24 protein-coding genes and 4 pseudogenes are annotated in these 26,587 nt (G+C 66.4%); 11 read left to right on the forward strand and 17 right to left on the reverse strand.

Translation table 11 applies throughout. From position 1 onward, the window contains the following. Positions 1–159 precede the first annotated feature (159 nt). From OG574_RS11080 to OG574_RS11100, 5 genes are all read left to right on the forward strand, one after another. Positions 160–372, forward strand: a complete 213-nt coding sequence (locus OG574_RS11080; protein WP_326773051.1) for a hypothetical protein — start codon at positions 160–162, stop codon at positions 370–372. A 295-nt stretch (positions 373–667) separates the two neighbouring features. Then, positions 668–2,293 (forward strand): IS4 family transposase, encoded by a 1,626-nt coding sequence (locus OG574_RS11085; RefSeq protein WP_326773052.1) that lies wholly within the window; start codon positions 668–670, stop codon positions 2,291–2,293. A gap of 78 nt (positions 2,294–2,371) precedes the next feature. Continuing rightward, positions 2,372–3,576, forward strand: a protein-coding gene (locus OG574_RS11090; RefSeq protein WP_326773053.1) for an IS3 family transposase whose coding sequence is annotated in 2 segments (ribosomal slippage) — positions 2,372–2,663 and positions 2,663–3,576 — 1,206 coding nt in all. Because the reading frame shifts where the segments join, the coding sequence is not laid out codon by codon here. Between the two features lie 34 nt (positions 3,577–3,610). After that, complete coding sequence (locus OG574_RS11095) at positions 3,611–4,918, forward strand: RNA-guided endonuclease InsQ/TnpB family protein (RefSeq protein ID WP_326773054.1); 1,308 nt, start codon at positions 3,611–3,613, stop codon at positions 4,916–4,918. An 83-nt stretch (positions 4,919–5,001) separates the two neighbouring features. Continuing rightward, positions 5,002–5,445 (forward strand): HIT family protein, encoded by a 444-nt coding sequence (locus OG574_RS11100; protein WP_326773055.1) that lies wholly within the window; start codon positions 5,002–5,004, stop codon positions 5,443–5,445. A gap of 496 nt (positions 5,446–5,941) precedes the next feature. On the opposite strand, the gene OG574_RS11105 is transcribed toward OG574_RS11100, so the two are convergent. Beyond that, the gene (locus tag OG574_RS11105) at positions 5,942–6,334 is read right to left on the reverse strand and encodes a hypothetical protein (protein WP_326773056.1); all 393 of its coding nucleotides are present in this window, start codon (positions 6,332–6,334) and stop codon (positions 5,942–5,944) included. 513 nt (positions 6,335–6,847) lie between these two features. Then, a complete protein-coding gene (locus OG574_RS11110) occupies positions 6,848–7,225 on the reverse strand; it encodes a hypothetical protein (protein WP_326773057.1) in 378 nt (125 codons plus the stop codon). Between the two features lie 665 nt (positions 7,226–7,890). On the opposite strand from OG574_RS11110, the gene OG574_RS11115 reads away from it, so the two are divergent. From OG574_RS11115 to OG574_RS11130, 4 genes are all read left to right on the forward strand, one after another. Beyond that, positions 7,891–8,721, forward strand: coding sequence for a transporter substrate-binding domain-containing protein (locus OG574_RS11115; RefSeq protein ID WP_326773058.1), 831 nt, complete (start codon positions 7,891–7,893; stop codon positions 8,719–8,721). Positions 8,722–8,800: 79 nt separating this feature from the next. Then, on the forward strand, positions 8,801–8,959 hold the full coding sequence (locus OG574_RS11120) for a hypothetical protein (RefSeq protein WP_326773059.1): 159 nt from the start codon (positions 8,801–8,803) through the stop codon (positions 8,957–8,959). Positions 8,960–9,057: 98 nt separating this feature from the next. Next, positions 9,058–9,189, forward strand: a complete 132-nt coding sequence (locus OG574_RS11125) for a hypothetical protein (RefSeq protein ID WP_326773060.1) — start codon at positions 9,058–9,060, stop codon at positions 9,187–9,189. Between the two features lie 74 nt (positions 9,190–9,263). Beyond that, the gene (locus OG574_RS11130; RefSeq protein ID WP_326773061.1) at positions 9,264–9,608 is read left to right on the forward strand and encodes a hypothetical protein; all 345 of its coding nucleotides are present in this window, start codon (positions 9,264–9,266) and stop codon (positions 9,606–9,608) included. A 547-nt stretch (positions 9,609–10,155) separates the two neighbouring features. On the opposite strand, the gene OG574_RS11135 is transcribed toward OG574_RS11130, so the two are convergent. The 3 genes and pseudogenes from OG574_RS11135 to OG574_RS11145 all read right to left on the reverse strand — a co-directional run. Continuing rightward, positions 10,156–11,958, reverse strand: a complete 1,803-nt coding sequence (locus tag OG574_RS11135; RefSeq protein ID WP_326773062.1) for an HNH endonuclease — start codon at positions 11,956–11,958, stop codon at positions 10,156–10,158. 428 nt (positions 11,959–12,386) lie between these two features. After that, positions 12,387–12,806: a hypothetical protein gene (locus OG574_RS11140; protein WP_326773063.1), complete on the reverse strand. Its 420-nt coding sequence runs from the start codon at positions 12,804–12,806 to the stop codon at positions 12,387–12,389. Between the two features lie 85 nt (positions 12,807–12,891). Continuing rightward, a pseudogene (locus OG574_RS11145) lies at positions 12,892–13,275 on the reverse strand (helix-turn-helix domain-containing protein); the annotation flags it as partial. Between the two features lie 92 nt (positions 13,276–13,367). Here OG574_RS11145 and OG574_RS11150 point away from each other — a divergent pair. Further along, entirely contained in the window at positions 13,368–13,568 is a 201-nt protein-coding gene (locus tag OG574_RS11150; RefSeq protein WP_326773064.1) for a hypothetical protein, read from the forward strand. Between the two features lie 288 nt (positions 13,569–13,856). On the opposite strand, the gene OG574_RS11155 is transcribed toward OG574_RS11150, so the two are convergent. From OG574_RS11155 to OG574_RS11170, 4 genes are all read right to left on the reverse strand, one after another. Further along, on the reverse strand, positions 13,857–14,333 hold the full coding sequence (locus tag OG574_RS11155; protein WP_326773065.1) for a hypothetical protein: 477 nt from the start codon (positions 14,331–14,333) through the stop codon (positions 13,857–13,859). A 531-nt stretch (positions 14,334–14,864) separates the two neighbouring features. Continuing rightward, positions 14,865–15,524: a class I SAM-dependent methyltransferase gene (locus OG574_RS11160; protein WP_326773066.1), complete on the reverse strand. Its 660-nt coding sequence runs from the start codon at positions 15,522–15,524 to the stop codon at positions 14,865–14,867. A 944-nt stretch (positions 15,525–16,468) separates the two neighbouring features. Next, positions 16,469–17,425 (reverse strand): IS481 family transposase, encoded by a 957-nt coding sequence (locus tag OG574_RS11165; protein WP_326773067.1) that lies wholly within the window; start codon positions 17,423–17,425, stop codon positions 16,469–16,471. 223 nt (positions 17,426–17,648) lie between these two features. After that, positions 17,649–18,886 (reverse strand): IS3 family transposase gene (locus OG574_RS11170; protein ID WP_326771418.1). Its coding sequence is split into 2 segments (ribosomal slippage): positions 17,649–18,560 and positions 18,563–18,886, totalling 1,236 coding nucleotides; the frame shifts between segments, so codons are not numbered across the junction. Positions 18,887–19,012: 126 nt separating this feature from the next. Here OG574_RS11170 and OG574_RS11175 point away from each other — a divergent pair. Then, a complete protein-coding gene (locus OG574_RS11175; RefSeq protein ID WP_326773068.1) occupies positions 19,013–19,408 on the forward strand; it encodes a hypothetical protein in 396 nt (131 codons plus the stop codon). 35 nt (positions 19,409–19,443) lie between these two features. Here OG574_RS11175 and OG574_RS11180 read toward each other — a convergent pair. The 8 genes and pseudogenes from OG574_RS11180 to OG574_RS11220 all read right to left on the reverse strand — a co-directional run. Further along, positions 19,444–19,614: pseudogene (locus tag OG574_RS11180) on the reverse strand (IS5/IS1182 family transposase); the annotation flags it as partial. 161 nt (positions 19,615–19,775) lie between these two features. Then, positions 19,776–19,941: pseudogene (locus OG574_RS11185) on the reverse strand (transposase); the annotation flags it as partial. Positions 19,942–20,017: 76 nt separating this feature from the next. Then, positions 20,018–20,518 (reverse strand): SMI1/KNR4 family protein, encoded by a 501-nt coding sequence (locus OG574_RS11190; protein ID WP_326773069.1) that lies wholly within the window; start codon positions 20,516–20,518, stop codon positions 20,018–20,020. Positions 20,519–22,208: 1,690 nt separating this feature from the next. Further along, a pseudogene (locus tag OG574_RS52740) lies at positions 22,209–22,913 on the reverse strand (DUF2637 domain-containing protein); the annotation flags it as partial. 256 nt (positions 22,914–23,169) lie between these two features. Further along, entirely contained in the window at positions 23,170–23,463 is a 294-nt protein-coding gene (locus OG574_RS11200; protein ID WP_326773071.1) for a hypothetical protein, read from the reverse strand. Positions 23,464–24,094: 631 nt separating this feature from the next. Then, positions 24,095–24,493, reverse strand: coding sequence for a lamin tail domain-containing protein (locus OG574_RS11210; protein WP_442816922.1), 399 nt, complete (start codon positions 24,491–24,493; stop codon positions 24,095–24,097). A 1,054-nt stretch (positions 24,494–25,547) separates the two neighbouring features. Then, positions 25,548–25,745, reverse strand: a complete 198-nt coding sequence (locus OG574_RS11215) for a hypothetical protein (protein ID WP_326773073.1) — start codon at positions 25,743–25,745, stop codon at positions 25,548–25,550. Positions 25,746–25,838: 93 nt separating this feature from the next. Next, complete coding sequence (locus tag OG574_RS11220) at positions 25,839–26,399, reverse strand: hypothetical protein (RefSeq protein ID WP_326773074.1); 561 nt, start codon at positions 26,397–26,399, stop codon at positions 25,839–25,841. Positions 26,400–26,587 lie beyond the last annotated feature (188 nt).

Consider the following 26,587-nt stretch of genomic DNA (forward strand, 5'->3'; position numbering starts at 1 on the left):
GTGCCCCCGCTGCCGACCCGACGTGAGACTCGGCGTTCTGGACTGAGAGAGGCTCGCCCGGCCGGAAGGAAGGGAGGCCGGGCGGGCCTCTGCGGAAATCCTCCGAGGCCGACACGCGTACCGCATGCACGCGCTGGCCATTCGGGTGACCATGGACGTATGGCGACGGCGCCGATAGTCGTGCACCCGCCGCTCGGCACGGGCGGCCGACGGGTAACCGCGCGCGGACAGATCCTCGGCCTCGCCTACTCAGATGGGGACGTCATCGAGTTCCTGCGCCGCGCGGGCCTGCCGGACGCGGAGGACCTGCTTGAGGAGCCGTCGTGGGTGAAGTGGCACGGCGGCCGGGCGCACCACTACGAGGCGGCATAACCCGGACAGCAGGAGTCTTCCATCAGCGGGGATTTCGGGCGTCGAGGACGAAGGGTGCCCAAGCGATTTGCTTGCGGTGCTGACGCTCTTTCCACCAATCCGTGGCCGCCAACGCGCCGCTCAGCACACCACCGGACCCGGGGAGAACGAAGTTCGCGCCGGGCCTTGACCCAAGGCCGGGTAGTTAGCGAACTCGCAGGTCATGCAAGGGGTGTTGACGAGTTTCCGATATGGAGCAACGGAGCTCGTTGGTACAGGCAGTCGTCCAAGACAGCTTGTCCCGCAAGGAGCTCCGTTGCCTTCTCACTGTGTCCTGCCGCCTGCACTGACGGCCATCACCCGAACGGTCACGGTGGCCGCGGGCCGGTTCGCTCCCGGACATCTGGGGGAACTGACGCCGATCATGCCGTTCGAGCTGGTCGACGCGGTCTTGTCGGAGACCGGGACCGTGCAGCGGCGGTTGCGTGATCTGCCCTCGCGGGTCGGCGTCTACTTCCTCCTGGCGATGTGCTTGTTCCCCGAGGTCGGCTACCGGCTGGTCTGGGACAAGCTGACCGCCGGCCTGTCGGGGATGCCGATCGTCTGCCCGAGCACGAAAGCGTTACGTGATCTGCGTCGCCGGCTCGGGAGCGCGCCGGTGCGGGCGTTGTTCGAGGTGCTGGCCGGGCCGTTGGCCCAGCCAACCACGCCGGGGGTACGGTTCGGCCCGTATCGGACGGTGTCGTTCGACGGCTGCAGCTCGATCAAAGTGCCCGACAGTGAGCGCAATCGGAGCTGGCTGCGGCGGTGCCCGCACGGCGGTTATCCCCAGGTCGAGCTGGTGACGCTGGTGGAGACCGGTACCCGGGCCGTGGTCGGGGCGGTCTTCGGCCCTACCCGGGAGGGCGAGACCTCGTACGCCACCAGGTTGTTGCCGCATCTGGTCCCCGAAATGCTGGTCTTGTGGGACCGGGGCTTCGACAGCAACGACTTCCTCGCCGCCGTGCACGCCACCGGCGCACGGGTCTTGGGCCGCATCAATCAGCGCCGCCGTCCACCGGTTCTGAAGGCACTCGCCGACTCTTCCTACCTCTCGGTCATCGGCGGCGTCCGGGTACGCATCATCGAGGCCCGAGTGAGCGTCATCTGCACGGACGGCAGCACCTTCGAGGGCTCCTACCGTCTGGCAACCACGTTGCTGGATGCCCGCCGCTACCCCGCCGACCGCCTCGTGCACCTCTATCACGAGCGTTGGGAGCACGAGAGCGCCTACTACGCGCTCCGCCACACCATCCTGCACGCACGGGTCCTGCGCTCTCACGATCCGGCCGGCGTCGAGCAGGAGATGTGGGCTCTGCTCACTCTCTACCAGCTTCTGCGCCGCACCATGGTCGAGGCAGCGGAGTCCAGGCCAGGCACCGACCCAGACCGCTGTGGCTTCACCGTCGCCTTCCAAACCGCTCGCGACCGGCTGGTATGCGCGGAAGGAGTCTTCGAGCAGGGCATCGGGGAGATCGGCCGACGAGTCCTGTCGGCGCTGTCGCCCGCGCGGCGGTCCCGTGTCAGCACCCGCAAGGTGAAGTCCCCCATCTCCCGTTACGCGGAAAGGAAACTGGACGGCCGACCCGACGGCAGCAAGGTCGTGACCTCGACGACGATCACTCTCCTGCCGCCCCCACCGCCACAGCCCGCACTGCCCGCGACGACCGACCGGGAGAACACCGGCAACCGCATGGCACGTGTCCTGACCATCCTGCAGGCAGAGCCCGAACGGCTGTGGCGATCAAGAGAGATCGCCGAGCTCCTCGGCGACGTCACCCTCGTCGCCACCTATCGCCAACTCGCCCGCTGGGCCGAGAGAGGAATGATCAAGAGAGTCCGCACGGGCCGCTACGCGGCAATCACGATGCCGCCCCCCTTGCGTGACCAGCGGAAACGCTAACTACCCGGCCTTGGGCCTTGACCCCTCATGTTGGACACACGAGACACTGGATCCTGAGGATCTGAGAACGGACATCTCGTGGTCATGAAGAACTACCCGCCGGAGTTCAAGGCGGACGCGGTCGCGCTGTACGAGTCGCGGCCCGATGCGACGATCAGGTCGGTCGCCGCCGATCTGGGGATCAACCCGGAGACCCTGCGGAACTGGGTCCGGGCTGCGGGAGCAAGCCGTCCACGGGGACGCCGGACGCAGGAACCGGCCCAACCGCCGGCCCCGCTGGAGGCGGAGAACGCGGCTCTGCGGAAGAAGGTCCGCGAGCTCGAGGAGGAACGCGAGATCTTGCGGAAGGCCGCCAAGTATTTCGCCGGGGAGACGCGCTGGTGAACCGCTTCCAGTGCGTCGCCGACCATCAGCGCCGCTACGGCGTGAAGCGGCTCTGCAGCATCCTCGGCATCAGCCGCTCGAGCTTCTACTACTGGCGCCGGACAGCCGCGGACCGGGCCGCCCGGCAGGCGGCCGACGCGAAGTTGGCCGCCCGGATACGGGCGGTGCACCAGGAATCGGACGGCACCTACGGAGCCCCAAGAATCACCGCCGAGCTCCGCGAGACGAGCGGAGAGGCGGTCAACCACAAGCGGGTCGCCCGGATCATGCGGGCGTCCGGGATCGAAGGGGTTCGGTTGCGCCGCCGGCACCGCACCACCGTCCCCGATCCGGCTGCGGCCAAGGCTCCGGACCTGATCGGCCGCGACTTCACCGCGGGCAAGCCGAACACGAAGTACGTCGGCGACATCACCTACCTGCCCATCGACGGCGGGAAGTCCTGCTACCTGGCGACCGTCATCGACCTCGCTTCGCGCCGTCTGGCCGGCTGGGCGATCGCCGACCACATGCGCGCGGATCTCGTGACCGACGCCCTGGCCGCGGCGATCCGCACCCGCGGCAGCCTCGCCGGATCGATCATGCACACCGACCACGGAGCCCAGTACACGAGCAGGGCCTTCGCTGAAGCCTGCAGGTCAGCAGGGGTTCGGCGAAGCATGAGCTCGGTCGGGTCCAGCGCGGACAACGCACTCGCCGAGTCCTTCAACGCGACCTTTAAACGCGAGACCCTGCAGGGACGAAAGAGCTGGCCAGGCGAGCGCGAAGCCCGACTCGACGCCTTCAGATGGCTCCACCGCTACAACACCCGGCGCCGACACTCCCGCCTCGGACAGCGATCACCGATCGCCTTCGAGGACGCCTTCCACCTCACACCAACTACGCTGGCACCAGCCGCATAACCCGTGTTCAGAATTCAGGGTCAAGGCCCAACTCGTGTGGGAGAAGCAGCAGTTGGGGCATCGCGCCCGGCTGGCGCTGACGCCTGCGCAGGTCCGGTTCATGGATGACCAGGCGCACGCCGCGCGGGCGATGTGGAATCAGCTCCACGACCTGTGGCGGATGACGCCGAAGTGTCAGCGCGCTCCGACGCGCATGGATCAGGCGTTGCGGCAGGCCCGCAAGGAGATCGACTGGTACGCGGTGCTGCCCGCGCAGGCCGCGCAGGCGGTCCTCAAGACGTACTTCCAGGCGTGGCGGAACTGCTGGGACGGGCGTGCGGACGAGCCGAACTTCAAGGCCCGCTTCCGCACGGCATTGTCGGTGGACATCCCGCAGGGCCGGGATCTGCAGATCAAGCGAGTACACCGCCGGTGGGGCATGGTCAACATCCCCAAGGTGGGCCGCGTCCGCTTCCGCTGGACCAAGGACCTCCCGGTCGGCAGGCACGCCAACAAGGAGAACCGGATCACCGGGGCACGGCTGGTCAAAGACGGACTCGGCCGGCACATCGCCTTCCGCGTCCAGACTCTTGAGGTCAAGCCCGAACCGCACACCGGACTGGAGGTCGGCATCGACGCCGGGGTGAACCTGCCCCTCGCGCTGTCCGACGGCAGCCACCAAGACCACGGACGGCCGCCCCGGCTCCCGGACGGCACCGCCGACCGGGACAAGTGGCTGAACCCGGACGAGAAAGCCAGACTGCTTCGCCTGGAACAGCGGGCCGCGCACCGCAAGTCCTTCCGCAAGCCGAAAGAGCGCAGCTCGAACCGGCTACACCGCACCTACGACCAGATCAAGCAGCTCCGCGCAAGAGCCACGCGCCGAGCCATTGACTGGCAGCACCAGGCCACCACCGCCATCGCCGAGCAGTACGGCACGGTCGTGGTGGAACAGCTCAACATCACGAACATGGTCAAGTCCGCCAAGGGCACTACCGACCAGCCGGGGAGGAACGTCGCGCAGAAGTCCGGTCTGAACCGCTCCATCAGCCAGGAGGCATGGGGTCGCACCGTGACGATGCTGACGTACAAAACTGCCCGCAACGGCGGCACCCTGGCCAAGGTTCCCGCCCCGAACACCTCCCTGCGCTGCTCCGCCTGCGGTTTCATCACGCCCGGCAGCCGGGAAGACCAGGCCACGTTCGTATGCAAGAACCCCGACTGCGGATGGTCCGGCAACGCCGACTGGAACGCGGCCCGGAACATCTTGCACCTGTACCGGATGGGCCACGCGCTCATCCCGGCTGCCGGGAGGGCAGTCGTCAGGCGCACCCGTGGCGCCAAGCCCGCCGCCACAAGGTAGGCAGGAATCTCCTTCCTGAGCCTGCGAAGGGAGGAGAGCACTTCAAACTCCCCGGATTCGACAAGCAGTCAGGAAGGCGTGCCGTGCACATCCACGAACCCGTTGACTACCACTGCCCGTACTGCGACTTTCCCCCTGACCGAGAGCCCGAAGTCGTCTACCGCGATGAGCGTGTTTTCGCCATAGTTTGTCCCCGTTGGTGGGCGCGGAACGAGGGGCATCTGCTGATCATCCCCGTTGCCCATCACGAGAACCTTTATGACCTCCCCTCCGCTGACGGTCACGCCGTCTTCGACGCCACCCAAAAACTCGCCCGCGCCATGCGCGCAACCTACGACTGTGCGGGCGTCTCCACTCGCCAGCAAAACGAGCCCGCCGGCGGCCAGACTGTCTGGCATTTCCACCAGCACCTCTTCCCCCGCTACCCAGGCGACGATCTCTACGCTACGGCGCCGGAGCGTGACTGGCTCCCCGCCGAGATACGTCGTGCCTACGCGGAGCGTTTGCGCACGGCACTCATCTCCTAGGGCGGCATGCCGTATGGAAGGGTCGGTGGCACATGAGGGTTGCGGGCAATTCTGCCGGTTACGGTTGGTGCTGGCTCGTCAGAGGTGTGCCGTCCGCGAGCCTTCGGGGGCCGGCAGAGCCGGATTTGAACCCCAGTTGGAAGAAGCCTGGTTGTTTCTATGCTTCTCCCATAGTCACCCACGGGAGAAGCGGGAGGCCCCTCGGCACGTTCGAGATCCCCTTACGGAACTGTTGGTGCGTCGCCTCGGGGAGCACCGCCGTCCCGTGACGCCGCGCAATTAGTACGGCTCGACGGCAGGTCTGAGGGTCGCTCTCCTGGCCGTCGGCGACTCGGTCGATGAGGCTGTTGTGCGTGCGCCCGTGGGCGTGCATCGACCTCCAGCTCTGCACGGCCGCGTAGTGCGAATCGGTTGCGTTCAACGCCCCGGCGATCCTGCGTGCTTCCGCGACAAGGGCACAGGAGTATGGACTTCCCGCCGACGTCGCAGGGAGTGCTCAGCTTCCGGAGACGTACTCGAACGGTGCGCAGGTGCCCCAAGTGTCGCCCTTGTCGCGGCATGTGAGCGCGCCGGTGGAGCTGATGGACATGGTAGGCGAATGCACGTTCCTGCCGATATTCATGCTCGTCGTCCCGTCGGGGTTCTCGACCGCGGTCGAGACGGCCTGGAACTGTTGGGTTCCAAGGTTGGGCACGGAGCAGTTCGCCATGCTGCTGTACCAGATGCCTCCGGGGTTGATGACAATCCCGGCGGCCGGGTACCGACTCAGCGGGCAGTCCTTCGGATCGCCCCCGTACAGGTACTGCACCAGTACGGATGCCGTGACTTGATCCTTACGGTCGTTCCTCACAGCCACGCCGAACGCGGCGTCGTGGCCGGTGACACGCACACAACCGCGCGCCTTGAGGACCTCGGAGCCTTCGGGTGTCGATCTCCACCCCGAGCAGTAGGTGTTCGTCTCCGCGAACTCCACGGTCGCTGACGCAGGCTTCTTCGTGGCCGTAGGTTTGGCGCTGGTGCCCTATGCCGCACCTGTGGCCACCGCCGGGGCGGACGGTGACGATGTGCTCTTCGATGTGCGAGGTGACATGGAGGGCGCTGGCGTGGCAGGTCGGGAGTCCGCGGCCAACCCGGCGCTGTTGTCGCCGTCCGGTTTGTTGATCAACGCGAGGGCAACGGCGGTCAGCAGGCCGGCGACGCCACCACTGCCACGACAGTGAACGCCGCGCGGTGGGCGCCAAAGGTCATGTGCTTTGCCTGGTACGCGTCGCCGCCCACCCGAGAGCCGTCGGAAATCTCGTTGCTGGTGCGGTCGGTGGAATCTGACGCGGCAGGCGCGGGGACGGCAGGGGACGGAGAGCCGGAGGTGGACCTGGAGCGCGACCTGTGTGATGCCACCGAACTATCGCCCTTGGCCTCGAGAGCCGCGGAACGAGAAGCGCCCCTTGAGGTTCACGTTCTGGCCCTGGATGACGGACCCGTGCACCGTGCCGGAGACCTGATTGGAGATCTCACGGGCGGAGCCAGGGTCGGCCGCGTTCAGCCAGTCACGCAGGTCCGCAGCGAAGTCCGGATCGCTCTCGATATACCGAACCAGCGCCGTGGCGAGAGCCGTGGGGTCCGAGGCGGCGTGGTCGATGGTCGCTGTGGCCTCGGAGTCGCGCCGGAAGCGGTGCCGAATCATCTCCAGTGCGTTGTCCACAGCGCGGGTGCCGACGCTGTTCAACGCACCCCGTCCGACGGCTGTGGCGACCGCCACCGCAAGCGATGATGCGTCCATGTACCCCTCCGACAACCGGCCTGCGCGCACAACTGGCGGCCGGGCGGCTCACTCGCCCGGGCCGGCGCAGGGTTAGATGATGCCAGAGGGATCCCTTGAGTGGCGACTCAACTCATGCTGTGCGCACGATTGTTGAGACGAAGGAAAGGGTTCGCGTGCACATGATGTCGGGCCCTCGTCGGGTCGGTCCGCTGAGGCACCTTGATCAAGCTCAAGGCTCGTCACACCACTCGGTGAGAGGTCACCTCCCGAGTGCCGCTGCTACCTCACATCCGCCCCGACCGTGCTGCCCTGCACGGCAGCAGCTGCACCGATACTCGCCACCTCCTGCGAGGTGTCACTGATCGGATACCCGGCGTCCATCAACATCTGCTCCGCTGTCTCCAGCGAACTCACCCCAGCCCCGTACGCGGACACCACCTCCTCCAGGACCGTGTCCAGCCCTCCGCGCGCCCGGCCATGTACAACCGCTGCATGAACTTCAACAGCGATCGGCGCGGTGTGTGGAGTAACGGCGCCTCCATGCGCGTCATGCTTCTCCGTCCCAGGCAGGACGCATCCCGCACGGCTCAGCCTTCCCGACCCGTGGACACCGTCTTCACCTGCGTGAACTCTTCTGCCAGGGTGATCACTTCATCCTGCAACCATTGTGCCGAGGAGTCGCGATGAGCCGCCGTGCGTCCAGACAACGTGCTGCCACCCTGTCCGCCCTGACCTGCCTGCTGGCCGTGACGGCCGCCGCGCCCGCCGAGCCGTCGGGGGTGGACCGCCCCGCGAAGAAGCAGCAGGAGAGCCTGCTGGACGCCGTGCCGAAGTCCAAGGTGCTGCGCGTGTGCACCACGGGCGACTACCGCCCGTTCACGTACAAGGACCCGAAGGACGGTTCGTACAGCGGCATCGACATCGACATGGCCCAGGACCTCGCGAAGAGCCTGGCCGCCAAGGTTCGTTTCGTGGACACCACATGGGCGAATCTCACGAAGGACCTGGCGGGCGGGAAGTGCGAAATCGGCGTCGGCGGCGTATCGATCACGCTTCCCCGCGCCCGCCAGGTGTACTTCAGCGAGCTGACCCGCGAGGACGGCAAGACGCCGATCGTGCGCTGCGCGGACAAGGACAAGTACCAGACGCTCAAGGACATCGACCAGGCCGGGACGACCGTGGTCGTCAACCCGGGCGGCACGAATGAGCAGTTCGCCCGCGCGAACATCAAGCAGGCCACCATCAAGGTCCACCCGGACAACACCACGATCTTCGACGAGATCGTGGCGGGCCGGGCGGACGTGATGATGACCGACGCGAGCGAGACGCTCTACCAGGCGAAGCTTCACCCCGAGCTGTGCTCGGTCCACCCCGACAAGCCGTTCACGTTCGCCGAGAAGGCGTACGCGACGCCGCGCGGCGACCGCGACTTCCAGGAGTACGTGACCCAGTTCGTGCATCTGGCGACGCACGACGGTACGTACGCCAAGTACGAAGCGGAATGGATGAGTTGAGCCGAGTCGCGCTCTGCAGGGCACCATCACCGTCACCCGGCTCGACCGGCTCTTCTAGTCCGTCCAGAACCTCATCATCGTGGGCATCGAACTACGCGGCTGCGGTATCCGCATCCAGGCCGTCGAGCAGAACCTCGACAGCATCACTCTCGAAGGATGCGACTTGATGCCGCCATGGCAGATAAGTCAAGACGTTCCCTCAGCGAGCTTCGCCAAGGCGAGACAGTCCAAGCAATGATCACTAGTCACGAGCCATGGGGCCTCACAGCAAGGCTCAACGGATAGGAGCCCGTGGACGCCTCGCTAGATTTCAATCGCCGTGGCAGCGAGCCGGGAGTGAAGCGACTCGCGCAGGAACTGCCGCCTGTGAGCGCGACCGTCGACCTCGTCATAGGCAAGCTGCTGGCGTGGGACCACAAGCCGGGGATTTGGGTGGACCTCATGGCGTCCAGTCACGACGCAGGCTGATCGTGCTCCCTGCATGCCCGATCAAGCGGGAACCCTCTGGGAACAAGGCTCATACTCGGTGGGTGGACATACGGGTGAAGACCTTCGTGGCTGAGGCCAGGAGCCGATTCGGGGCCGTCTTGGAGGGGCTGGGGTTCGCCAGCCCGGAAGTGGATCAGAGCCAGGAAACGTATCCACTGGTGATGCATGTCCGGTACCACCGGGGTGATGTCACCGTCGACACATCTTTGGTCTTGGCGTATGCCGGTGAGGAGTACGTGCGCACGTCCCTGCTGTGGGCCGGGGATGCCCCGAGCCGCGCTCGCAGTGTCACGGTAGGCGAGGACACCGCTCATACGGGCTATCAGATGCGACGGGCTCTTGATAAGCATGCTCAAGCCGCTCCCGATCTGATCACCCGTCGGGATCGCGGCGACTGAAGCGACGTCTGGGGCCGTCTCAGGGCATAAGCGTGCCGACCTGTGGGTCGAAACAGATCAGCCCCATGGAGCGTGCGAGGGACGCGGCGAATGCGGAAGTCTCCTCAGCCATGCTGTAGCGCATAGGAAAGTAGATCAGTGGGCCTCTGGCTTCGCCGATCAGCGGGCGGCCGGTCGACCAGGGCGAGGTGTCAGGCCGAAGGCATGCGGAGAACGCGGAAGGGGTGCCCTCCCCCCCAACTGCGGAAGGGCACCCCCCAAGGACAGTCAGCGGTGGTCGTAGCGGTGGTGACCCCAGCGGCCCTCGCGGCCACCGCGCCCGAAGCGGCCGTATGTCGGGGCCCGTGGAAGCGGCGTGGACGGGACCTTGGGGTATCGCCGCTGGTGTGCCGGGGAAAATAACGAGGCCCCTGGCCAGGGGGCCAGGGGCCCAACGGTGGACGGGGCACGCCGCTCATACTCGCGCTACAGGTCCTCGGTACGACGACTGCCGATCGTCGAGCCGATACTCACAGCGAGCCGGAGTACCGCAGTCGTACGTGAGCTGTTACTCGGTGGTGAGACCGTTCAGCTCACACAGAGTTCGGTGGTAGCGCAGGTATGCCTCATCGATGCGATGGCCGGCGTGTCGGCGAAGGTGCCCCAGCGACTCGCCCCCGTGGGCCTGCCTCACGACGCCGTCAACATCGATGTAGATCTCCAGGCCGTCGAAGAGGACGTGGTGGTTGGGGCACAGGCAGAGCAGGTTCTGTAGCTCATCCGGACCGTCATGTGGGGACCCGAGGCCACGTATGTGAGCAGCCTCGCTGTAAGGCCTGCGCTTGTACTGCAGGCGGGTTCCGCACACCTGGCAGGCGTGGCCGTGCAGTTCCTTGACCCGATTCGCTATCAACGCATCGCGAATCAGTCGCGAGGAGGTCGACTCCCGCCGCCCGGTCGGACCAGTCGCCCGCTTCTCGTCGGCGGTCTCCTGACCGCGGCCGTCCTGGCCGTCATCGAGCAGGCCGTCGGCGGTCGCGTATCCAGCGAGGCCTACCCGGCTGAGCAACTCGCGCTGATCGACGTCGTCAAGATAGGTGTTGCACAGCTTGACCACGGCTTCCAGACGAGTCAGAGGGTTCTGAAGCAGTTCGGCCGCCGCATGAGTAAGGCCTGCGACGGGTTGGACCTTGTTGAAGATTCCCGGTTGCGGCATGGAGCTGGCATCGCTCTCTATCCCGTGCACCTCCCACAGGTCACTGCCCTTCAGGTGCCAGAAGGGATATTCGGGAGTGACCTTGGAACCGGGCAGTCCGAATTTGGCCAGGAGTGGACTGACCTCCGCGCGGAAGCAGGACCACGGCGCCAGTCGTGGTTTGCCGGCCGCGATCCGAGAAACTGCCCAGAGCAAAGCGAGCGGCTGGTGACGGCTGGGAGCTCCATTCCCTGGATGACGATGGGTGTTGAGAGAGCCGACCCGGTCCAGCAGTTCCGCCGAGGTCATCCCTGAAGGTGCGTCAGGAAGCATTGCCGGAGGTGCGGCAGTCGCTGGTTGGCGACTCTGCGGAAAGAGCTGGACAACACGTCGGTAGTCCTCGGCGGACCGCAGGGTGAGGCTCCGTAGAGGTGCTGGAACGTTCAGGCTCTGCAGAACTGGAGCCGCAGGAACACGAGTGGGAAACTCTTCGACGTCTCCCAGCGCCATGATGTGTTCCCAGGTGGCGTCGTCCTCATCGGTTCCCCAGACCACCTGCGCCACAGGCAAGCTGTTGAATAGGTGCAGGATGCGGGCGCGAGCGATGAAGTGATTCTCTGCATAGAACAACACGTCGTCACCAACGCGCCTGTTTCGCAGAGCTTTTGCTTTTTCGTTGTTGACTTGCGTGGTGGGGGTGGAGCCCCAAAGCCGAGCGATCCCGTCCGGGTACAAGGTGGCCAGCGCATCCGCCTGTCCGCCGAGTACGTCCTTGATATCTGCGATCGGGATGCCCTGTCGTACCGACCTGGCGAAGTTCTGCGGGCCGCGGTCCCGAGTCCCGCCGCGAGGCTGGAGAACCAGCTGTGATGGCACCTGCTGCGGCCCATGCGTAACGGCGGTCCCGTCCTCCACAGTGAAGCCGAGCGCGCGCAGACGGTGCGCCACCGTACGCGCCCCACCACTGAAGCCATCAGCCGGCAGCAGGTCGCCGACCGAGTAGAGGTGCGCTACGCCTGCGATGGCCTTCGAGTCGTAGCGGTTTTCATCCAACACCAGCTCATACGCCATGGCTCGGCCGAAGCCGTACCGGCGGCGAAAGTTCTCGCGCCCTAAGTACTGACACTCCTCGACGGCAGCCAGCACTCCTGCACGCGTCACATCCCCAAGTCCCATACACAGGAGGTTAGTAGGACCACGTGACACCGGCTGAATCAACCCCGGCTGCGCCGACGCCCGCCCACATGTGGATAGGGTCAGGGTCTCCCACCCAGATGCGGTCACCGACGTCGTCCTCCATGCCGCCATGGCGGCCGACTCCGCCCGGCCTGCGCTGGCCTCCACCGGAACCACTCATGACGCCCGGGCCGAGACCACACTCACCGGCATCGCCGTCGGCTCGTTGATCGCGGATGCAGGAACCCTTCTCCTGGGCCGCCGGCTGAGGTGCCCGCGCCCTGACGGTGCTCGGGCACGGCGTTCCTTCCAGTGCCACCGGCGACCGTAGTGGCGTACGCCGGCGTCGGCTGTCCACGGTTGCCACGCGAACAGCCGTCCTGGGGATCTCAGCTCCCCGCGCAGCCATTCAGAGCCCATCTTGAGCCTCAGTCCGGGAGCAGTTCCTCGGCTCCGGGGGCCAGTTCGAGGGGGACCTGACGAACGGTTCCGGATTCGACGACGAGTACGTCGGGGATGTGGTCTTCATAGAAACGCACATAACCGATGGCGCCCACGGTCGTTGTCCGCGCAGCGATCCACTGGAGGAGATGCCGCAGGCGTGCGAAGTCGTCCGGGTGCACCTCCTGACGTGCCAGCAAGGAACAGCCTCGAGGCCCGCGCTGGAGCATGCCGACCAGCGCCCCACCGATGCGCTGCGCGGGGCCTGTGCCGGTCAGTAGTGGATATTGCTCATCGCCGTCCGGTTCGCTGTCTTCTGGTGTCTCCCCCAGGTGCCATCGGAGCAGACCCAGCTCTGCGGAATCCGGGAGATCCAGGGCCAGCTGGAGTTCGTAGAAGTCGCCCACGTAGCAACGCTAGCGCTTCGGTTGGTCGTCCCTGCTCGCAGGGGCTGGATCAACGGGGGCGCTGGTGCTTGGCCTTGGGGGCGCAATATCGGTAGTTCTTCGACTGCTCGGCGACGGTGTGATCGCGGGTGGGCACCAGGGTGCCGTCCACGATGAGCACGGTGTCCTCGGCGAACCGTTTGCGGGGCTGGAGGGCGATCATCGGCCCGATGTCGTCAATGATCCGGTCCGCCGCCGACTTCGAAACGCCGAATGACGGGGCCAGTTGGCGCATGGTCAGGTTCGTGCGCCAGTAGGCCGCGACCAGCAGTGCCCGGTCTTCCAGCGGAAGGCTCCACGGCCGGCCCTTGCGGACCGCGTCCGCACCCTCGCGCCGCAGCACCGTCACCAGCTTGCCGAACTGCCGCGGACTCAGTCCGCTGAACGGGGCTATCCAGGAGGGCTCCGACGCCGTGATCACACTAGCCACAACAAGATCATCCCACTGTGGCCAATCTGCTCAGGCACCTCGGAGTCATCCTCCGCCGATCCGTCTCACCATGAAGCCGTACCATCCCGGCCATGACCATCGATGTCCTCGCCGAGGACCTCCAGCCCGGTGACCTCCTGGAGCTCTCGACCGAGTCGGGCACCCAAGTCCTCCGGTTGACTCATGTGGAGCGGCGTACCCAAGGCATCAAGTTCATGGGTCGAAATCACCAGGGGGTTCTCTACTCCAGCGGCATGAAGTACGGCGAACTGGCGCGGTGCGTCCGTCCGTAGACCGTCGCGCGGACTGCCGATGGCAGTGACGGGACACCCCTTAGATCAACGCACTGACAGCTCCATTGGCTCGACGTAGAGAACCCAACTCTGCCTGGGAACACCGCTGTCGGAGGGGGCAACGTGGAGAGGGCGAGCAACTAGACCGGTCACGGACTACCTGTGGACCGGCACCGGTCAGAAAGCCACCTGTAAGGCCGTGAGCTGCTGAAACACGAGAGACACGCGAGGCCTCCAGAGCCGTGGGATGGCTGAATGTTCTACGCGGTACCAGGCCTGGGTGTCACTTCAGACGGTCATCAGTACTGCCTGCAGGAAGTCTGACCACGAGGGCGCTCGTCGATCGGGCAGGGCGTTGCTGAGGCTGAGTTGCAGGGTGCGGCGGAGAGGGTGGGGGGACTGCATGATGGCCTCGTTGCGGGCGGCCAGCCGGGCGAGTTCGAGTGGGCTGGGCAGTCGATCACTTTTCGTTCCGTTGCAGGTGGCGTGTGCTGGGGCGAGGTTCCACAGGGCGTCCAGATCCGGTCCGTGCCAGGAGCCGACGCTGTCGAAGCGACGCATCAGGGAGAACGGGAACACGTGGTCCACGGCGATGTCATCGCTCTTGCCCAGGACGTCTTCGCAGATCAGGCAGCGGCCGTGCTGGAAGCTGGTCGTGGCCTCGACAATGCCGGTTACCGAGCGGCGCCGGCGTCTGTCCGTGAGTTGAAGCGTGTCCCAGTCGATGAGGACGCCCTCCTCTATCAGGCTGCGGCCGATGCCCACGGCGAAGGACCTCTCGACGATTCCAGCGGGATCCCAACTCGGCAGTCAGAGCCGCAGCTTGTTCCGAACGGGCCAACTGGAGCAGGTCGGGGGTCAGCCGCACCACACGGTGTCGCCCCGTCCCGGCCAGCTGATAGAAGGTGTGGGGCACCTTGGTGTCGCCGCGCAGGTTGTGGAATTTCTGCATCACCATCGTCGGCATTGAACGCACTGCCGCCGCCAGCAGCCGCTCAGTGGGCCGGCCGGTCTCCAGGGGCCCGGCGCCTTCCTGAGCGGCGATGGTGAGGAAGTCGTTCTCGCCCAACTTCTCAGCCTGCGGCGCCTGCGGGTTCTGAGCGCAGTGGCGCACCAGGGCAAGGCTGTAGGCGGCGGCAAACTCGGCAAGTGGGACGGAGTCCTGTCCGTGCCCACCGAACTCCAGCAAAGCTTGGCCAAGGGCGAACTTGTAGGTGCGTGAGTTGGCTCCCATCAGCACGGCCAGCCGCCATGATGCACGCGCCGAGGCGTCTTGGGCATAGAAGTCCCGGCCGCTCACGCTTCCCCCTTGCGCAGGGCGACGGTCTGCCACCACACCTTGGCACGGCCGAGCCTGTCTACGCCCTCCTCCACCAGCCGCACCAGCCGCAGCCCCGCTCGCTCCCCGTCGCGCACGACGTCCTCGGCGGACACGTCGAACATCACACGGTCCGTCGGCGGGTCTCCACGTCGTAGCGAAATCACCAGCAGTCCCGCGGGAGCCAACAGTGAGGCCATCCGCTCCATCGCTCGTCCCCGTTCGGCCGGCAGCAGATGCATCCACACCGCCGACAGGAGGGCCAGATCAAAGGCCCCCTCCAGACGGGGTAGTTCGGGTAGGAAGTCTTCTACCCACGAAACGTCCTCGCTCGGGTACAGGCGCCGTGCGACGTCCCGCATCTCACGCGTCGGCTCGACCGCCACTACCTGATAGCCGCGCCGCGCCAGCGCCGCAGCATCCCGCCCAGTGCCGGCCCCAACATCCAGCGCCACCGCCGGAGACGGCGGCAGCAGATCCAAAACCTTGCCGTGCACCTCCTCGAAGGAGACGCTCCCATATCGCTGTGACAGAAGCCCGGCATTCTCCGCGTAGTACGCCTGGACGCCCGCCACGGGCTGGCGTACCACGGGCGGCACATTGGGCCGGGAGTCGGAGTGCTCGCCTGTTTCGACCATGGCCACAAGCTACGGCAGCCATCTGACAGGGGTCGGCGCGCAAGCAAGTCCCCGCTATGTTCGCCCTGTCACGACTGTCCAGTCAGGCGGGTCACACCTGCAATATCATCCCGGACAGCTCAAAGTTCCGCTGTCCGGGCTGTCCGACCAAAGACGGGCTGCAACACCCCGGGGGTTGCAGCCCGTCGGCGAAGCCGACCGTTGAATGGGGGTAGGAGCCGAGGCAACTTCTGATCTGATCTGCGGCTCACGACGGGGCGAACCGGAGGGCGCGGAGCTCTCCCTACCTGATCGAGACCGGGCTGTGCTCGGATGGTTAATCTCTGCCGGGCGCAGGCGCAGTGCGGCCAGCCACGTTGACGGCCATCTCGGCCAGGAGTTGCCAGCCGGGCGGGTTGCCGATGGCGGTCCAGGGGCCCCGTGATCGACCTGATAAGGATGAGGCCATGGTCCCAAGTCCGTGGTCACGAGGGCACCGTCCCGCTCCTACTTGCGAACCGCCAAGCAGGCAAAGATCACCACGCCGACGCCCAAGACGGACAACTGGACGACTCCCGAAATGCGCCACCCTAGGGCGAGCAGGCCACCACCTGTCACCACCGCTGCCCAAGCCAAGATCCACACCGCACGCCACGCAACCCTCGGGGCCTCCGGCACATCTTGCGGGTTCCAGCCATCCCCCACCCGATCCACGCGTAGCTCCAGAGAAACCAAGCGATCACCGCCAGATCGACAATGAGAAGAACCACGGCGAACGCGATTTGCCGAAGGGTAGAAGGCTCACTCATGCACTCAGCGTCCTCCGCCCGTCCCCGTTCCACATGAGCGCTCCTACTCAGTGTGAACCACGATCGGGGCCGTTCGCAGGGCCGTCTCCGGGCCGTGGGAGGACACCTCCCCCCTTGGGCCTGTCCGGTGGGTCAACATGGCCCCTTGCCTGCCTTCTAGGTGTATTGCCCTGAAGCGTTGTTTGCGCGGCTGATGGGTGGCTTGCCTGCGAGTGCGGTGTGGCATCGGTGGTGGTTGTAGGTGTGGAGGAAGTCTGGCAGGGCTTCGCTTCGTTCGCTGTTGCTTGTGTAGGGGCGGAGGTAGGCCCATTCGTCGAGCAAGGTGCGGTTGAAGCGTTCGACCTTGCCGTTGGTCTGTGGTCGGTAGGGGCGGGTGAGTTTGCCGGTGGCGCCGAGTTCGGCCAGGGCCTGACGCCAGGCGAAGCTCTTGCGGTAGGACCAGGCATTGTCGGTCAGCACACGTTCGATCCGGGTGATGCCGAGGGTGGTGAAGAAGGCCGCTGCCCGGCGCAGGAAGTCGGCGCAGGTGGCGGCCCTTTCGTCGGCGTGGATCTCGCTGTAGGCGAGGCGGGTGTGGTCGTCGACGGCGGAGTGCACGTAGTCGAAGCCCATGCTCTTGCGGGTGGTTCGGCCGGCCTGGCGGCCCAGGACCCGGTGGCCGCCGCCGTCCGGGATCCGGCCGAGTTTCTTGACGTCGACGTGGACGAGCTCACCGGGCTGGTCGCGTTCGTAGCGGCGGATGACCTGTCCGGTGGGCCGGTCCATGAACGCCAGGCGGTTCAGGCCGTGCCGGACCAGGACGCGGTGCACCGTCGAGGCCGGCATGCCGAGGATCGGGCCGATCCTGGCGGGACCGAGCTTGCGGCTGCGGCGCAGTTCACAGACCTCTTCCTCGCGTGCCGGCGGGGTCCGCAGCGGTGTTGCGTAGGGGCGACTGGAGCGGTCGTAAAGCCCTGCCTCTCCCTCTGCTCGCCAGCGTCGCACCCACTTGTAGGCGGTGGGGCGGGAGATGCCCATTTCCTTTGCGACGTGGGCGATCGGCCGGCCGGCACAGACGCGGTCGACCAGGATCCGCCTGCCATGAAGGGTCAGCCGGGCATTACGGTGGGACATGAAGGCCTCCGTGCGGTGAAGATTCGACACCTCCACCACACACGGAGGCCTTCGCCTTCTTCAAGGCCCGCGCGTGTCAACAACGCTCATGCTCAATACATCTAGGCTGGCGCCATGGACAACGGGCTCGCCCACGAGAGAAGCGCCTTCATCAACTTTCGACGCTACGTCCCGGATCCGAAGGAGGGGCCTTCCCCCGTGAAGGTGGGCACGCGGTTATTGATCACGCGGCGAGCGTGAGTTTAGCGGTGTGGTGTCGGTGTTCGTATTCGTTGGGGCTGAGGTGGCCGTTGGCGGAGTGCCGGCGGCGGGTGTTGTAGCGGGTCAGCCAGGCGAAGACGGTCCTGCGGCAGGTGCCGGAGTCGCCGTAGTCGTGGGCGCCCTGGAGGGTCTCGCGTTTCAGGGAGGCGTGGAAGCTTTCGCAGGCCGCATTGTCGGCACTGGTGCCGACCGCGCCCATCGACCGGGTGACCCCGAGCTGGTCGCAGAGGCCGGCGAAGGCCCGGGAGCCGTATTGGGCCCCGTGGTCGGAGTGGAACACGGCGCCCTCCAGGCTGCCGCGGGTCGCCGCTGCCATCCGCAGTGCGTCGGCGACCAGGCTGGTGCGCATGTGGTCGGCGATGGACCAGCCGACGACCTTGCGGCTGAAGCAGTCCAGCACGGTCGCCAGATAGAGGAACTGCCCGTTTTCCAGGGGGAGATACGTGATGTCGCCCATGTATTTCAGTCCGGGTCCGGTGGCGGTGAAGTCCCGCTGGAACAGGTCCGGGACCGGTGAGGCTGCCGGGTCCGGGACGGTGGTGCGCACGTGTCTGCGCAGGCGGATACCGGTGATGGAGAACGTCCGCATGATCCGGGCGATGCGCTTCTCGTTGACCCGCCGTCCTTTCTCGCGGAGCTCGGCGGTCACTCGCGGGGAGCCGTAGGCGCCGCCGGACTCGCCGTGGACCTCGCGGATCTCCTCGGCCAGGAGCCGGTCCTGGTGCTGCCGGGTGGCCCGGGCCTCGGCGCCGGCGAGCCACTTGTAGTAGCTGGACCGGTTCACGTCCAGGACCTGGCAGAGCCGCTTCACCTCGTAGGTGTCCCGGTGGTCGTCAACGAACTGGAAGCGGCTCCTCACCAGTTCGTCTCTCCGGCGAAATACTTGGCCGCCTTGCGGAGGATGTCCCGCTCGGTGGCCAGCTTGCGCTCACTCGCCTCGAGTTCGGCCACCCGGGCCTCCAGCTGCCGGACCCGCTCGTCCGGATCAGCGGACGGCACCGCCTCCCGAGGCCGGGTGCCCGGCTTCGCAGCCGCGGCGCCGGCGCCACGGCGTTCGCGGTCCCGCAGCACCCACTCACGCAGGGTCGCCCGGTTGACGCCCAGGTCAGCGGCGATGCTCTTGTAGGTCGCCCCGGGTGTGGACTCGTACAGGGCCACGGCATCGGCCTTGAACTCGTCCGAGTAGTCCTTCATCGCCATCGGCGGTCTTCTCGCTTCCTCCGGATCAAGCAGATCCAGTATCAGCGTGTCCACCACTCAGGGGGAGGCCCCGAGCACGGGTTTCGCTGGGTCGACATCAAGCAGCTCCGCTTCTCCGCGGAGTCCGTGGACGACAGAGGTCTGCTTGCCGCGCTGATTGGGCATGAGCAGTTCCAAGACGACTATGCAGGTGGTGGAGTGCTGCCGGAGGGACCCAGGCACGGTCCATATTGGCTACGGTCGATCACTCCCGACATCTACGAGCCCGTCAGCCAGGAAGAGGCCGTGCAGATCCTGCGGGAGTGGGTGGATCCGCTCTGGGACGTGCCCACCGAACTGGAGGCAGATCTGCAGCGCGAGGTGTTCGACCGCCTGGTCGCAGGTGATGGCATCTACTACCTCAGCGAACTCGGTGATGAGGCGATTCACGACTGGGGACGTGTGCACGACTCCTTTCACGAGTTCGTGCTCATCGACCGCTCGGTCGGGCAGATCACTCTCATCGTCGCTGCCGACGACTGAGGCAACCATCGGGGCATTCGCTGCGGTGGCTGAGATCAGTCGTGGAGCCACAACCGAATCGCCGCAAGAGTGCCCGTGCCGTGGAAGACGTAGGCCCTCTTGTCGCAGCGAGTCGCCACGGCTCTGGAGCCCTTGAGCGCGTTGAAGCAACGCTCTACTTCGTTCCTTCTTTTGTAGGTAGCACTGTCGAAGCCGGTCGGCCGCCCGGGTTGCGTCCAGGGAATTGGTGTACAGGTTCGACCTGATCCGGGGGTTTGGCCCGGCATTGGGATGGTGCCCGCATAGATGAACGGCCACCGGCTGATCTTCGAAGTGTCGAAGCCTCGAAGGAGATCAGCACGATGACCGCAGCTGGCAGTCTGGCCCTGAAGCGGGTCGGAAGATCTCGCCACGGCAGGCCGGTGCGCTGCCGAAACAGAATCCCGTTGATCACGCGTCGGTGACGCTGCCAACGTCCGCCCCGCCCCAAGGTTCTTGGGCAGACGCGGTTCGAGTCGAGCCCACTCGTCATCAGAAAGATCACCCTGCCCCACACCGGACAGAACGACCGACCAACAGCCGGGTTACCCGACCCATCGGACAGGCCCTAACCATCTAGGCTCAGGACTGCTACCAGTGCAACGTAATGCTGCCGTCGGCGTTGATCTCCTCGCGCACCGTCTCGACGTGATGCTTCCAGCCCGGGATCTCTGATTCGGCAGTCGCGCGGAGCCAGTCGGTGAAGGAGGCGTAACTGCGGACGGGAACGTTCGCGTGCTCGCCTTCGGAGTATGACCAGACCTCGGGATCAGGTCCGGTGCCCCGCATGAACTCGAACTGATAGCCCTGGTGCATGAAGAAGACACGGTCGGTGGGTTCGAAGAGGAACGGCGATTCGTTTTCTTCGAGCAGCTCAAGGGCAGCCGTCCCCAGGCCAAGGACGTGGGGGTGGTAGACGGCCTCCCCCTGCATGAACCGCCCGGCGCCACCGCCAATCAAGGATAGGAACTCTCGGTACGCATCTGCCATCGGAGCTTGTTGATCACGCTCGACAGCCAGGATGGCCTCGGCTGGCAGGCCCTGAAGCTGATCGGGGCTGGCTGTGGTGCCATCGGTGATCGCGTCGACCACAGCCCGGACCCGCTCCTTCGGTGCCAGCAGGCCCGGTTCATTCCATGCCGTCGGCCACGCTGTCGCCAAAGGCGTCGCTGGGCTCTTGTCTTGGCGTCGCTTCCACCACATCTGGCACCCCGCCCTCTGAATAACCGAGAGCCTACTTGTGATCCGATGCGGCGCCCAGGCGGCCCCTGGGGCGCGGATGGGGTGCGTGCCTAACTGCGTGACAACGCCCGCGCACAGCAGCGGACGAGCGCGAACGTCTGCGGACCACCAGCGCAGGTGAGAGCGCACCAGCCCAAGGCAGCGCCCTCACCCAGTTGCTTCGGGACGAAGCGGTGGTAGGCCATAGCCGTGCCACATCGTGCGGTCAACCACGGTCAATGACGGCTCGGTGCAGTCGAGATGCGCCGTTCACCTGGGCTGCCGCTACAGCCGTTGTGACCTGGGCGCTTCCGCTTCGGATCATGGCCGCCCTTGCAAAGCAGGTGTCTTCGCAAATGCACGAGCGCGCTCCCAGGCCGTTCTGGGGCCGTGGAAGGGCGCTCGTTGGTGACCACCGCTGACAACTGCCGACACAGCTCAGCAGCAGGTCAGGACGTTGATCGATAAGGCGGCCGCAGGTCACGGCCGCCGGTGATCAGTTGTGGCTGTGCAGTGCGTGGTAGCGGCGCTCGAACCCAGACGCGAGATGCTCGCCGCGCTGCAGATCGTCGAGGGTCAGCTGCCGGTTGCCCGACTTGATCCCGTCGTGGGCGAGCCGAGTCAGTAGCGCCTCGTACGTAGGTGGCTCACCCAGGCGCTCGTATTCGTCGACCCACCGGTGGTAGATGCGCTGCTCCAGTGCGTACCGGCGCAGGGTGCTGGGGCTGACCGGCTGTCCCTTGTCGCCCAGGACACCGGACGCAGCAAGCTGTTGGGACACTTCCTCCCAGGCTGCTCTGCCCTTGGGCTCCATGGCGTGGGTGTCCACGTATCGCTGGTAGGCGAGGTAGTACCGGTCGGGATTCGTGAGCCGCGCGAGCTCCTCGTCCTCCTGCCCTCCGTCGTCAACTGTCGCGGAAGAGTTGAGGGCTACGTCGATCTGCGCGCGGTCCCGCTGTGAGGGAACCGGCACCAAGTCGTCCGACGGAGTCTTGCCTCGCACCGGCCCGACGGGGGGCGTCATGTCCGCACTGTGAGGGGCTGGGACCTGCTCCGCTGTCACCTCAGGTGGCAGCAGGTGCGGCTCGGGAGCGTCCAAATTGTAGCGCTCTCGCAGGTACTGCGCGAACACGGCCGAATCGGGGGAAGCGCCGAACTCCTCGACATAAGCACGGGCCACATCCCGGTAGAACGCCGCCCACGTCTCCTCTGAGACCGGCACCTCAGCTTGCGGCCCTTTCCCGTCACCCATGTCCTGGCGGCTCACGCTCGCCTCGAGCCTGGCCGCGTATCCGGCCAGGAGCGGCACCAGCTCCTCCTCCGAGAGCGGACTTCCGTCGTCCTGGGCAGCCTCATGCTCGACCCGCAGATAGTGCGCGAACTGAGGTGCCGTCGGCACGACCTGGTACTCAGCCAGGAAATCCCTATAGGCGCCGAAGTAGTCGACTGAATCCGCCGTCTCGGCTTGGTGCGCCGGCAGCTGCTTGGTGAGCCACGGACTCGAAGATTCTGCCGTAGGAGCCTCTGCGGCTTCGATCGGCGGCTCAAGTGCCGGGGTGGTCTGCTGCGGTGCGGCTGGCAGCAGCCGGGGTTCGATCCCGGCTGCCGCGAGCCCCGCCCGAGCCGTCTCTGCCAGTGGCACCCCGTACTTGGCCAGACGCAACGGCATCAGCGATTCCACCGGAGCTTTGCGGCGCCAGGCGCGGCCGAAGCGGGACCGCAGCCGCGCCTGGTAGACGAGCCGCTCCTGCTCCAGCTTGATGACGGCCTCGTAGCTGCGCAGCTCCCACAGCTTCATGCGGCGCCACAGCAGGAACGTGGGCAGTGGGGAGAGCAGCCAGCGCGTGAGGCGCACGCCCTCCATGTGCTTGTCGGCCGTGATGTCGGCGATCCGGCCCACCGCGTGCCGCGCCGCCTCGACCGAGACGACGAACAGGATCGGGATGACGGCGTGCATGCCGACGCCGAGCGGGTCCGGCCACGCGGCCGCGCCGTTGAACGCGATCGTCGCGGCGGTCAGCAGCCACGCCGTCTGGCGCAGCAGCGGGAACGGTATCCGGATCCAGGTCAGCAGCAGGTCCAGGGCGAGCAGTACGCAGATACCCGCGTCGATGCCGATCGGGAACACATAACTGAAGTTCCCGAACCCCTTCTGGAGCGCGAGTGAGCGAACGGCCGCGTACGAACCCGCGAAACCGATGCCGGCGATGACCACCGCACCGGCGACGACCACGCCGATGAGTATGCGGTGCGTCCGTGTCAGCATCACGGGCGGCACCCCTCCCCCGTTCACAGCCACGTACCGCTGTCCCTCCTGCAACTTATGAATCATGAGCAGTAGCCACACTCTCACGATGCGTCACGCGTTACGTCGAATCGCCGTGACTCATGAGGGATCGTCAGCGGATGGTGATCACACTGTGGAATGGCGACGTTCCTCCCGGGCGCAGGCGTCTGAGAGGCGTGTGCAAGGGACTGTCCGCTGGCAGGCGCGCCGCTCTCGGCCGCGCGGCGTGCCTGCGTCAGCTCTCTAGAGCAGACCGCGACGCATTGCGCATCGCCCAAGGTCCCTGATTCGCCCGCTGGTTGGAACAGATAGCCGTCACCGCGATCGTGCTGCCCTGGTGGTGAAGATCTGTCCACAGCTGCCACAAAGCCTCGCCCGCGGCTTCAGCGTCTCCGGAGGCGAGCGTCGCAAGGAGTCCGGGGATCTCCTCGCCCGGGCCGTAGAAATGCGGAAACTGCTGCCAAGGGATCTCGTCGTACTTGAACCCGTCCTTGACCTCTCGCGGGATCGCGCTCACGACGGTACGCATGTCGCGATCCGTGCCTGCCCATGGCTCGGGCCACCTGGACCAACGGTCATCGTCCATAGCCCGGCCTTCAGACATCACAGCCCTTCTCCACTCGCCGGCCACACGATCCGTGAACACCTTCGTCAACGACAGGCCGACCCTGCGCGCGCGAACCTCAGGTACGCCGTCCGGCCGATCGACGTAACCCAAACCCTCGACAGCCGTCACCCGCCAGCGCGAACCCCAGAAGTCTAACGACCGGTGATCAAGAGCGTGTCCGTCCGGTGGCACCCCACCACGGTGACGTCATTTCTCGGGTTCTGGCTCAGGTTCTGTGGTCTGGCCACGTTGACAGCTCCGACCGAGCTGAGCCAGCCGGCGCCAGCAGATCAGTGTGCATCCGAGAGCGAGGGGAGCTTCGTGGATGTCGTCGCATATCTCCCAGCGGATCCGCAGGCAGCGGAACGAGTGCAGATGGGCGAAGGCGCGCTCTACGGCAGCTGGTCGCTCCTGGGCTCGCCGGCGCGGGCAGCACAATCCCGCCGACGATGCAGCCGTGGCTCGGCTGGGAACTCCCAGCCGAGCCGCGGCTCTTCTCACCCTGGTGCCGCGGCCAGGGGCACGCGCCCCGGGGCGTGCGGCTCAGGTGGGTCTAGCGGCGGTTCTGGTAGTGGTGGCGGCCCCAGGAAGCGTCGTCGACGTAGCGGTCGTGGTCGTTGCGCAGGGTGGCGGTGTCGGATCGGTTGTCCCACACGTAGGTGCGGCGGTCCTGGTAGAGGTCGTGGCGGGTGTCGTAGCCGATGCCGGTGTGGACGCGGACCGTGGCGCGGCCGGCGAGGCGGTAGTGGTCGAAGGTGTAGGTGTGGCCGTCCTCGTCCGCCAGGGTCCAGCCATCGAGGTTCACGCTGCGGCGGGTGTTGTTGGTGATCTCCACCCACTCCTGGTTCAGGGAGCGGTTGGAACGGTTGTCCCATCCCGGGGAGTCGTACTGCACGCGGCTGATCTCGACGCTCCGCCACTGCGCGCCGTGATCGGCGGCGGACGCGGGCATCGCGATCACCGCGGTGACGGCAGCGGCGGTCAGCGCGGCAGCAGTCAGACGGCGAGCAGACGTGGATACGGTCACAGGATTCTCCCTGCATCATGCGGGCACCGGCCCGACAGCCCTCTATGAGCAGCCGGGTAGTGCGGTGTACTGGTGGCGGCCGGCCGGCCGCACACGCACACCTTGCTCACCCCGCCGGCACGCCGCGGACCCAACGCGGCACGCGTTGCCGATTGCCCACACCACCGTGACAGTCGCCTGCAACATCCATCTATGTGGCCTATGTATGGAATTGATGGGCTGACAGCATCACATCCCTTGCCGTGACCGGCCGGCGCGGTGCTTCCGCCGAGCCCGGCGGCTCGGCGAGCGGTCGGCCGTCACCCGAAAGTGAGTAACAGCGCCGCCGCCCGAACTCCGCGGCAGTTGGACCGGTCCGCACCGGCCCAGGGCGGGAAGCAGACGTGAAGAGACCCCGCGCCACAGATCTCGGCACGGGGTCTTCACAGAGCGCTGGGCAGGCCTTGCACCTGCATTTCCCCGCAGGAAGCGGGACGTCTTTCCTTGGACCACCAACGCACAGCGTGCCAGCATGAATTCCGCCGACCAGCTCAAGATCAACAATACCAGGCGGGACACGTCGACCTCGTAGGTCACGGCCCATTCATCGCCGTGGAGCGTATGCGAGCAGCCTGGACCTGTCGTGCGGAACAGCGCGCCGGGAATACGGGGCCCCGGAATCAGCCCTGCCCGGGTGCGCGGATGCTCAGAGTCAGGCGATGATGACGGGCCGCGCCGACAGGTCGTAACGATCAGGGTCAAGTGCATTCAGTCGCCCAGTTGTTGGGCACTCCACTCGGTCGGCGTCGCGGCGGGAGGTAACGGAGGCTGCGTGGGTGCCGATTGGCGAGCTGGCGGAGCGGATCCCTGGTGGGGTCTACGGCCCCAGCCTGGAACTACTTGGCGGGGCCGGCGCCTCCGTCCTGACTGGCGTTGTGGCGAGCTCGGCGTGTGGCAAGGAAGACGATGGCGGCTGGCGCTAGCAACTTGCGATCCGGAGTCAGTCAGGGTCGCAGTCGCCGAGCCTGTGGGTCGTAGCAAACGAGCCCATCGATGCCGCGAGATCGGCAGCGTAGGCCGAAGCCTCCTCGGCCATGCTGTAGCGCATCGGGAAGCAGATGAACGGGCCGGCCGCCTCGCCGATCACCGGCCCCGTCGACCAGGGGGAGGTATCTTCTTCGTCCTCTGTGAGGTCCACCCATCGCTCCAGGAACGCAGCGACGTGATGAGCGACACCGGTCGGGCCGGTTCCCCATCAGACCCCCGGCTTCGGCCGCTCAAGGGCAGGCACTCAGTCCCAGGGTGAGGGCTCATCGGCCACGTCCGGGCAGTCGCCGCGGTGGACCACCCACGTACCGTGATCGTCCGGATCGACACCGGCCCAGTACAGCGCCGCCTCTTCCACGGGAAGCAGCACGTCGGCGACCGGGCCGCCGCACACCGGCCCGCAGCCGCGCACGAGCTCCTTCGACGCGGTGAACGCGATGTCCTGCGCGATCAGTTCGGCGTCGTACCCGGGCGGGATATGCTCTCCGGCCAGCAGTCGCCGCTCGACGGTGTCCCGCAGAAGGAGCTGACGGTGCTCGTCCTCCAGGGCGCCGCGTTCCCGCCGGGCCTGCAGCTGCGCCGCGCGCACGGTCACCTCGGTGAGCAGGGTGGTCAGCCAGGCCGGTGCGCTGCCCGGATTCTGTCGCCACTGCCTGGCTTGCGCCGTTTGCAGCGGCTGTGTGATCCCGTGGGCTCGCATGGCCCGGGCGACCTCGTGGACCTTCAGCCCCAGCAGGTGCGAGACTTGCACGGGACACAGCGCGCGGTCTGCCTGCTTCTCTGCGGTGAGCTTGCGTTTCGCCACGTCGTCCGCCCCCTGGTGCTCCGATGGTACTCGCACGTCCCGACCGGGGACGCCCTCCACCTTTCCAGCCCTGCGGCCAGATGTCCCCCGAACATAAAGCGATCACCCGAACAAGCGAACTCCGGGGCGTCGCGCGGAGCTTGATCCACGGCGCCGGTCGGCGCCGGCCGCTCGATCCGGTATAGGTG

This window comes from Streptomyces sp. NBC_01445 (assembly GCF_035918235.1).
In the GTDB taxonomy this organism is placed as follows: Bacteria; Actinomycetota; Actinomycetes; order Streptomycetales; family Streptomycetaceae; genus Streptomyces.

Coding starts and splice junctions, on each gene's coding strand:
- OG574_RS11080 (WP_326773051.1), top strand. CDS start 160: ATGGCGACGGCGCCGATAGTCGTGCACCCGCCGCTCGGCACGGGCGGC.
- OG574_RS11110 (WP_326773057.1), bottom strand. CDS start 7,225: ATGGACGCATCATCGCTTGCGGTGGCGGTCGCCACAGCCGTCGGACGG.
- OG574_RS11115 (WP_326773058.1), top strand. CDS start 7,891: ATGAGCCGCCGTGCGTCCAGACAACGTGCTGCCACCCTGTCCGCCCTG.
- OG574_RS11135 (WP_326773062.1), bottom strand. CDS start 11,958: ATGGGACTTGGGGATGTGACGCGTGCAGGAGTGCTGGCTGCCGTCGAG.
- OG574_RS11150 (WP_326773064.1), top strand. CDS start 13,368: ATGACCATCGATGTCCTCGCCGAGGACCTCCAGCCCGGTGACCTCCTG.
- OG574_RS11160 (WP_326773066.1), bottom strand. CDS start 15,524: ATGGTCGAAACAGGCGAGCACTCCGACTCCCGGCCCAATGTGCCGCCC.
- OG574_RS11165 (WP_326773067.1), bottom strand. CDS start 17,425: ATGTCCCACCGTAATGCCCGGCTGACCCTTCATGGCAGGCGGATCCTG.
- OG574_RS11200 (WP_326773071.1), bottom strand. CDS start 23,463: ATGCGTACCGTCGTGAGCGCGATCCCGCGAGAGGTCAAGGACGGGTTC.
- OG574_RS11210 (WP_442816922.1), bottom strand. CDS start 24,493: ATGCCCGCGTCCGCCGCCGATCACGGCGCGCAGTGGCGGAGCGTCGAG.